The following is an 8,230-nucleotide window of genomic DNA, read 5'->3' as shown; positions in this document are numbered from 1 at the left end:
CCATCGCGGTGGCTGTGTCCGCCACGCTGGCGGGCTGTTCCAGCCATGCTCCGCAGACTGAAGCGACGCATACGCCAAACATTGCTGCGCGAGCCAAGCAGAAGCCGATATGGCTGACCGAGAAGCCCAGCCCACAGGTTCCCCAGGACATCTGGGAACGCATGCGCCAGGGTTTCCAGCTGCAGGAAGGTCTGGGCGTGAACCCGCGAATCGAGCAGCAGCGCCTGTGGTTCGCCAGTAATCCCTCTTTTCTCGAGAATGCCGGCGAACGCGGCAGCCTCTACATTCATTACATCGTCGAACGCCTCGAAGAACGCAACATGCCGCTGGAACTGGCCCTGCTGCCGGTGATTGAAAGCGCCTACAACCCGATGGCCTATTCCCGGGCCAACGCGGTGGGTCTCTGGCAATTCATCCCTTCCACGGGACGTTACTTCAACTTGCGTCAAACCCGCTTCTACGATGGCCGTCGCGATATCACCGCCTCGACCACAGCGGCGATGGATTACCTGACCCGTCTGCACGACATGTTCAACGGCGACTGGCTGCTGGCGCTGGCGGCTTACAACGCCGGTGAAGGCACGGTCAGCCGCGCCATCGAGCGCAACGAGAAGCTCGGTCTGCCGACCGACTACTGGAACCTGCCGCTGCCGGCGGAAACCCAGGCGTACGTGCCGAAACTGCTGGCCCTGTCGCAAGTGGTGCTGGCGCCGGAAGCCTACGGCGTGAACCTCAACCCGATCGCCAACGAGCCGTACTTCCAGGTCGTCGAAATCAACCAGCGCATGGACCTGTCCAAAGTCGCTGCCGTTGCCAACATCGATGAAGACGAACTGTTCCAGCTCAACCCGGCGTTCAAACAGCGCACCACCATCGACGGCCCTCAGCATTTGCTGGTGCCGACGTCCAAGGCGCAACTGCTGACCGCCAGCCTGCAAACCATGCGTCCTGAAGAGTTGATCAGCCCACGCTCGCTGAAACCGGTGTTCGACGGTGCCGATCCAAGCGAAGTGGCACAGCTCAAGCGCGCCTATCGTGTGAAGCGTGGCGACAACCTCGGCTCCATCGCCAAGGCCAACAAGGTCGAAGTGAAGGATCTGCAACGCTGGAACAAACTGAGTGGCAAAAACCTCAAGGTCGGCCAGACGCTGGTGATGCAGGACATCACCAAACGCAGCCCTTCGCGCAACAGTGGCCGGGTCAACACCGTGATCGCGGCCAACAGCAAGACTAAAGGCAAAGCCGACAGCGCGCAGCAGACCCAGTACAAGGTCAAGCGCGGCGACACGCTGTATGTGGTCGCCAAGCGCTTCAACGTTGAGATGCAACATCTCAAACGCTGGAATCCGGGTGCCGGAAAAGCGTTGAAGCCTGGGCAGATGCTCACGGTTTATCAGCCGCACTGAGTAGAAATCAAAAGATCGTTCGATCGCGGCCCGAGCCTTCGGCAGCACCTGCATTGATCCGTGTAGGAGCTGCCGAAGGCTAGGGCCGCGATCGGACGATTTTTTTTTTGCATTAACACTGCATTAACCGCCTATCTTTTTCCTGTCCATACAAGCTGTTACTGTACGGCCCACAAAGCCCAAGCCGCCTGGATCGGATCTGACTTGAAGCGTCCCCTCCTCCTGTTCCTGATCAGCCTGGCCTTGAGCTCACCCGCAAGCGCGACGATTACCGAAAGTCACGGTTATGCGCAGTTCGGCACGCTCAAGTACCCGGCCAGATTTACCCACTTCGACTGGGTCAACCCGCAAGCGCCCAAGGGCGGTACGTTGCGGGTGATGGCGTTTGGCACCTTCGATACGGTCAATCCGTACACGTTCAAGGGCAGCAGCCCTGTATCCACCGGGAATTTTCTTCAGTACGGCATCAACGAGCTGAACGAGCCGCTAATGGTCGGCACCGGCCAGTACTCGCCGTCCGGCGATGAACCGGCCTCCAGTTACGGCTTGATCGCGCAATCGGTGGAGTACAGCGAGGATCGCAGCTGGGTGGTGTTCAATCTGCGCCCTGAAGCACACTTTCACGATGGCACGCCGATCACCGCCTACGACGTGGCGTTCTCCTATCGCCTGCTGCTCAAGGAAGGCCACCCGCTATACCGCACGGCGCTACAGGAAGTGCTGCGGGTCGACATTCTCAACAAACAGCGCATCCGCTTCGTGCTCAAGCGCTCCGGCAATCCCCTGTTGATCCTGCGCCTCGGTGAGTTGCCGGTGCTGGCGCAGCACTATTGGAAGGATCGCGACTTCAAGGCCACGACCTTCGAGCCGCCGCTGGGCAGTGGGCCGTATCGCATTACCTCGGTGACGCCGGGTCGCCAATTGATCTTCGAACGGGTCAAGGACTACTGGGGCAAGGACTTGCCAGTCAATCGCGGCAAGTACAACTTCGATCGCATGGAGGTCGAGTTCTACCGCGACAGCGACGTGGCATTCGAAGCGTTCAAGGCCGGTGAGTTCGACATCTACATTGAGCATCAGGCCAAGAATTGGGCCAACGGCTACAACTTCCCGGCCGTGCGCCGTGGCGAGGTGATCAAAGCGCAGATCCCGCATCAGATTCCGACCCAGAGTCAGGGCCTGTTCATGAACACCCGGCGCGCAACCTTCGCCGACGTCAAAACCCGCGAAGCCCTGGGCCTGATGTTCGATTTCGAGTGGACCAATCGCGCGCTGTTCAGCGACGCCTACAAACGCACCACCAGTTACTACCCCAACAGCGAATTCAGTGCCAGCGGCGTACCGGTCGGACATGAATGGCTGATGCTCAAGCCGTACAAGGATCAATTGCCGGCCAAACTGTTCACCGAACCGTTCACGTTGGCGCAGACCGACGGGCGCGGCATCCCTCGGGAAACCATGCGCAATGCTCTGGCGCTGCTGGCAGAGGCTGGCTGGAAGCTCAACGGTCAGCGCCTGCGCAACGCCACCGGCCAGCCACTGAGTTTCGAACTGCTGCTGGTCAACCCGAATCTGGAACGTATCCTTCAGCCGTATATCGAGAACCTCAAGAGTATCGGCATCGACGCCCGCCTGCGCACGGTAGACCGCGCACAGTACAAACAACGTCTGGACCAGTTCGATTTCGACATGATCCTGATGACGCTCAACCAGACACTCAGCCCGGGCCTTGAGCAATGGCAGTACTTCCATTCCAGTCAGGTCGGGGTCAAGGGCAGCAAGAATTACGCAGGCATCGCCAACCCGGTGGTCGATCACCTGCTTGAACAATTGCTCGCCGCGCAAACCCGCGATGAGCAGGTCGCTGCCGGCAAGGCACTCGACCGCGTGCTGCTCTGGCAGCACTACATCATTCCCAACTGGTACATCAATTATCACCGTCTGGCCTACCGCAACCGGTTGGCCTTCGTCACCACGCCGCCCTACACCCTGGGCCTGAGTGCGTGGTGGCTGAAGTCTTCGGAGAAAGAGCAATGAAGCCTATCCGCGCCCTGCTCCTGCAGGCCAGCGGCATGCTGTTCGCCGGGCTGGCCTTGGCCGCCCCGCAACACGCCGTGACCCTGTACAACGAGCCGCCGAAATACCCGGCCGATTTCAAGCATTTCGATTACGTGAACCCCGACGCGCCCAAGGGCGGGATCTTTCGCCAGGCCGGGTTCGGCGGGTTCGACAGCCTCAACCCGTTCATCAGCAAAGGCGTACCGGCCGATGACATCGGGCAGATCTACGACACCCTGACCAAGCACAGTCTCGACGAGCCCTTTACCGAATACGGCTTGATCGCCGGCAAGATCGAAAAGGCCCCGGACAACAGCTGGGTACGGTTCTACCTGCGACCCGAAGCACGCTTCAACGATGGTCACCCGGTGCGCGCCGACGATGTGGTGTTCAGCTTCCAGACCCTGACCAAGGAAGGCTCACCGCTGTTTCGCGGTTACTACAACGACGTGGCCGAAGTTGTCGCTGAAGACCCGCTCAAGGTACTGTTCAAGTTCAAGCACACCAACAATCGCGAACTGCCGCTGATCCTGGGTCAACTGCCCGTGTTGCCAAAACACTGGTGGGCCGATCGTGACTTCAGCAAGGGCAATCTGGAAATTCCGCTGGGCAGCGGCCCGTACAAAGTCACCGAAGTGAAGGCTGGCCGCTCGGTGCGCTACGAGCGAGTCAAGGACTACTGGGGCAAGGATCTGCCGGTCAATCGCGGGTTCTACAACTTCGACACGATGACCACCGATTACTACCGTGACAACACTGTCGCGCTGGAAGCGCTGAAAGCCGGACAGTTCGACTACTGGCTGGAAATGACCGCCAAGAACTGGGCCAACGCCTACAACGTCCCGGCGGTGACTGAAGGTCGCCTGATCAAGGAATTGATCCCCAACAGCAACCCGACCGGCATGCAGGGTTTTGTCTTCAACCTGCGCCGCCCGGTGTTCCAGGATGTCCGAGTACGTCAGGCGCTGGGCCTGCTGTTCGATTTCGAATGGACCAACAAGCAGTTGTTCAACGGTGCGTATACACGCACGCGCAGCTATTTCGAGAACTCGGAAATGGCCGCCACCGGATTGCCCGACGCTGACCAGGTGGCGATCCTCGACCCGTTCCGCAGCAAACTGCCAGCGCAGGTATTCAGCGAATCCTTCGAGAACCCGAAGACCGACGCCAGCGGCATGATCCGTACCCAACAACGTGAGGCCTACCAACTGCTGCAAGAGGCTGGCTGGAAGATCGTCGACGACAAAATGGTCGACGCCACCGGCAAACCGGTGGTCATTGAGTTCCTGCTGGCGCAGACCGATTTTGAACGCGTGCTGTTGCCGCTCAAGCGCAACCTCAGCGACCTTGGCATCGAACTGGTGATCCGCCGCGTCGACGTCTCGCAGTACATCAACCGCGTGCGTTCGCGGGATTTCGACATGATGGTCGGCAGCTTTGCGCAGTCCAATTCGCCGGGTAACGAACAGCGCGAATACTGGATGAGCGCCGCCGCCGACAAACCGAGCAGTCGCAACACCATGGGTCTGAAAGATCCGATCGTCGATCAACTGGTCGAGAACCTGATCAACGCCGACTCGCGCAAAAGCCTGGTGGCCCACGCCCGTGCGCTGGACCGCGTGTTGCAGTGGGGCTACTACGTGATCCCCAACTGGCACATCAAAACCTGGCGCGTGGCGTACTGGAACCACATCGGCCATCCGAAAGTTTCGCCCAAGTACGACATCGGTACGAGCACCTGGTGGGTCAAGCCCGATGCCAAACCGGCAATAGAAGTCGAAACCAAACTGCAAGCCGACCCTGCGGGCACGGAGTAATCAGATGCTGGCGTATATATTTCGGCGACTGCTGCTGATCATCCCGACCCTGTTCGGCATTCTGCTGATCAACTTCGTGATCATCCAGGCTGCGCCCGGTGGCCCGGTAGAGCAGATGATTGCCAAGCTGGAAGGCTTCGAAGGCGCCACCAGTCGCATCGCGGGCGGCGGTGCCGAAGTCTCGGTGGCCGGTTCCTCTTATCGCGGCGCGCAGGGGCTGGACCCGGCGCTGATCAAGGAAATCGAGCACATGTACGGGTTCGATAAATCGGCCCCGGAACGTCTGTGGATCATGGTCAAGAACTACGCCTCGCTGGACTTCGGCGACAGTTTTTTCCGCGACGCCAAGGTCATCGACCTGATCAAGGAAAAGATGCCGGTGTCGATCTCGCTGGGCTTGTGGAGCACGCTGATCATGTACCTGGTGTCGATCCCGCTGGGGATCGCCAAGGCCACGCGACACGGCAGCCATTTCGACGTCTGGACCAGTTCGGCAATCATTGTCGGCTATGCGATCCCGGCGTTTCTCTTTGCGATTCTGCTGATCGTGGTGTTTGCCGGCGGCAGTTATCTGGACTGGTTCCCGCTAAGGGGCCTGACCTCGAACAACTTTGATGAGTTAAGCCTCGGCGGCAAGATCCTCGATTACTTCTGGCACTTGGCACTGCCAGTGACCGCACTGGTGATCGGCAACTTCGCGACCATGACCCTGCTGACGAAAAACAGCTTCCTCGACGAGATCAACAAACAGTACGTGGTCACCGCCAAGGCCAAGGGCCTGACCCGCCATCGCGTGCTCTACGGTCACGTGTTCCGCAACGCCATGTTGCTGGTGATTGCCGGGTTCCCGTCGGCGTTCATTGGCATCTTCTTCACCGGCTCGTTGCTGGTGGAGGTGATCTTCTCCCTCGACGGCCTGGGCCTGATGAGTTTCGAAGCGGCGATCAACCGCGATTATCCGGTGGTGTTCGGCACCCTGTTCATCTTCACCCTGCTCGGGCTGGTGGTGAAACTGATCGGCGACCTCACCTACACCTTGGTCGATCCGCGCATCGACTTCGAAAGCCGGGAGCATTGAGATGAACCTGTCCCCTCTCAACCGCCGCCGCTTCGAACTGTTCAAGGCCAACAAGCGCGGCTGGTGGTCGCTGTGGCTGTTTCTGATTCTGTTCGGCCTGAGCCTGGGCGCCGAGCTGATCGCCAACGACAAGCCGCTGGTGGTGCATTACGACAACAACTGGTATTTCCCGGCGATAAAGCGCTACCCGGAAACCACCTTCGGCGGCGAATTCCCGCTGGAAGCCAACTACAAGAGCCCGTACATCCGTGAACTGCTCAAGGCCAAGGATGCGTGGGTGTTGTGGGCGCCGATTCCGTACAACTATCAAAGCATCAACTACGACCTGAAAGTCCCCGCCCCTGCCCCGCCCTCGGCGGACAACTTGCTGGGCACTGACGATCAGGGCCGCGATGTGTTGGCGCGGGTGATTTACGGCTTCCGCATTTCGGTGCTGTTTGCCCTGACGCTGACCGTGCTGAGTTCGATCATCGGCGTGATTGCCGGGGCCTTGCAGGGTTTCTATGGCGGCTGGGTCGATCTGGCCGGTCAGCGGTTTCTGGAGATCTGGTCGGGTTTGCCGGTGCTGTACCTGCTGATCATTCTCGCCAGTTTCGTCCAGCCGAATTTCTGGTGGCTGCTGGGGATCATGCTGCTGTTCTCGTGGATGAGCCTGGTCGACGTGGTGCGCGCCGAGTTCCTGCGTGGCCGCAACCTTGAATATGTGCGAGCTGCACGGGCGCTGGGCATGCAGAATGGCGCAATCATGTTCCGCCACATCCTGCCCAACGCCATGGTCTCGACCATGACCTTCATGCCGTTCATCCTCACCGGCGCCATCGGCACCCTCACCGCTTTGGACTTCCTCGGTTTCGGCTTGCCGGCCGGCAGTCCGTCGCTGGGTGAACTGGTCGCGCAGGGCAAATCCAACCTGCAAGCGCCGTGGCTGGGCATGAGCGCGTTCGCTGTGCTCGCGCTGATGTTGAGCTTGCTGGTGTTTATCGGCGAGTCCGCTCGCGATGCCTTCGACCCGAGGAAGTGAAATGAATCAGGACAATCTGATCGAAGTACGCGACCTCGCCGTCGAATTCGGCTTTGGCGAGCGCATACACCGGGTGGTCGAGGGCGTCAGCTTCGATATCAAGCGCGGCGAGACCCTGGCCTTGGTCGGTGAATCCGGCTCGGGCAAATCGGTGACGGCGCACTCGATCCTGCGCCTGCTGCCCTACCCTTTGGCGCGGCATCCGGCTGGCAGCATCAACTATTCCGGGCAAAACCTGCTGGGCCTGAGCGAAAAGACCATCCGCCACATCCGTGGCAACCGTATCGCGATGATCTTTCAGGAGCCGATGACCTCGCTCAACCCGCTGCACTCGATCGAGAAGCAGATCAACGAGGTGTTGGGCATCCACAAGGGCCTGACCGGCAAAGTCGCGACCAAACGCACGCTGGAATTGCTGGAGATGGTCGGCATCCCGGAGCCGCACAAGCGCCTCAAGGCCCTGCCCCATGAACTGTCCGGCGGCCAGCGCCAGCGCGTGATGATCGCCATGGCCCTGGCCAACGAGCCGGAACTGCTGATTGCCGACGAACCGACCACCGCACTGGACGTGACCGTTCAGCTGAAAATCCTCGATTTGCTCAAGGAACTTCAGGCTCGATTGGGCATGTCGCTGCTACTGATCAGTCACGATTTGAACCTGGTGCGAAGAATTGCGCATCGCGTATGTGTCATGCAGCGCGGTTGCATCGTCGAACAGGCATCGTGCGAAGAGCTGTTCCGTTCGCCGCAGCATCCGTACACTCGGGAATTGCTCGGCGCGGAGCCCAGCGGAGGCCCGGCGACCAATAAAATCGGGGCGCCGCTGCTTGAGGTCGAGGACCTGAAAGTC

General features: G+C 59.9%; 6 protein-coding genes. All 6 read left to right on the top strand.

Annotated features, from left to right (window positions below):
• Positions 1 to 2 precede the first annotated feature (2 nt).
• Positions 3 to 1,406, top strand: coding sequence for a transglycosylase SLT domain-containing protein (locus ACIOVB_RS09315; RefSeq protein ID WP_401266971.1), 1,404 nt, complete (start codon positions 3 to 5; stop codon positions 1,404 to 1,406).
• Positions 1,407 to 1,610: 204 nt separating this feature from the next.
• On the top strand, positions 1,611 to 3,443 hold the full coding sequence (locus ACIOVB_RS09310; RefSeq protein ID WP_401266968.1) for an extracellular solute-binding protein: 1,833 nt from the start codon (positions 1,611 to 1,613) through the stop codon (positions 3,441 to 3,443).
• On the top strand, positions 3,440 to 5,281 hold the full coding sequence (locus ACIOVB_RS09305) for an extracellular solute-binding protein (RefSeq protein ID WP_401266965.1): 1,842 nt from the start codon (positions 3,440 to 3,442) through the stop codon (positions 5,279 to 5,281). The genes ACIOVB_RS09310 and ACIOVB_RS09305 overlap by 4 nt, the downstream gene beginning before the upstream one ends.
• 4 nt (positions 5,282 to 5,285) lie before the next feature.
• Positions 5,286 to 6,359 carry a microcin C ABC transporter permease YejB gene (locus ACIOVB_RS09300; RefSeq protein WP_095190979.1) on the top strand — a complete coding sequence of 358 codons (1,074 nt, stop codon included), beginning with the start codon at positions 5,286 to 5,288 and terminating at the stop codon, positions 6,357 to 6,359.
• Position 6,360: 1 nt separating this feature from the next.
• On the top strand, positions 6,361 to 7,380 hold the full coding sequence (locus ACIOVB_RS09295; RefSeq protein WP_064390489.1) for an ABC transporter permease: 1,020 nt from the start codon (positions 6,361 to 6,363) through the stop codon (positions 7,378 to 7,380).
• A 1-nt stretch (position 7,381) separates the two neighbouring features.
• A partial coding sequence (locus ACIOVB_RS09290; protein WP_401266963.1) for an ATP-binding cassette domain-containing protein occupies positions 7,382 to 8,230 on the top strand: 849 nt, incomplete at its 3' end.

It is taken from the genome of Pseudomonas sp. NPDC087639, assembly GCF_044743385.1.
Lineage (GTDB): Bacteria > Pseudomonadota > Gammaproteobacteria > Pseudomonadales > Pseudomonadaceae > Aquipseudomonas.
Note: the sequence above shows the minus strand (reverse complement) of the source record. Positions and strands in the feature narration are given on the sequence as shown.